1 pseudogene is annotated in these 540 nt (G+C 53.3%); it reads left to right on the top strand.

The annotated features are described in order from the left end of the window. Positions 1-126: 126 nt before the first annotated feature. Positions 127-540: pseudogene (locus tag MB824_RS11755) on the top strand (IS256 family transposase, variant Zn-binding type); the annotation flags it as partial.

The following is a 540-nucleotide window of genomic DNA, read 5'->3' on the forward strand; positions in this document are numbered from 1 at the left end:
CTTGCCGAACCCCAATGCACCAACGTCGTGATGGATACCACCTACTTCGGGCGCCGTTTCGGCGTCATGGTTTTGTTCGACAGTATCAGCGGCAAAGCGCTTTCGGTAACCTAAGTCAGAAACGAAAACAACGCCCTTTACGCCGAAGCCATCGGCAGCCTGAAAGCCAAAGGCATTGAAATACAAAGCATCGTTTGCGACGGCCGTAAAGGTCTGCCGCAACTGTTCCCCGATATTCCCGTACAACTTTGCCATTTCCACCAAGTCAAAACCGTCGGCCGATACCTGACGCGCAACCCGCAAACAGCTGCGGGGCAAGAGCTGTGGCACTTGGCACTGACATTAAAAAGCGGCCGCAGAGCCGGCTTTGAAAGCAGCCTGAAAGCATGGTTCGAACGGCACAAAGACTTCTTCAACGAACGCACAAAGAACCCCGAAACGGGTAAATCCCACTACACCCATCCCAGACTGCGCAGCGCCTATTTCAGCCTGAAACGGAACATGGGCAACCTGTTTGTGTTTGAAGAGCATCCCGATTTG

The sequence above is a fragment of the Kingella pumchi genome, from assembly GCF_022288825.1.
Lineage (GTDB): Bacteria > Pseudomonadota > Gammaproteobacteria > Burkholderiales > Neisseriaceae > Kingella_D > Kingella_D pumchi.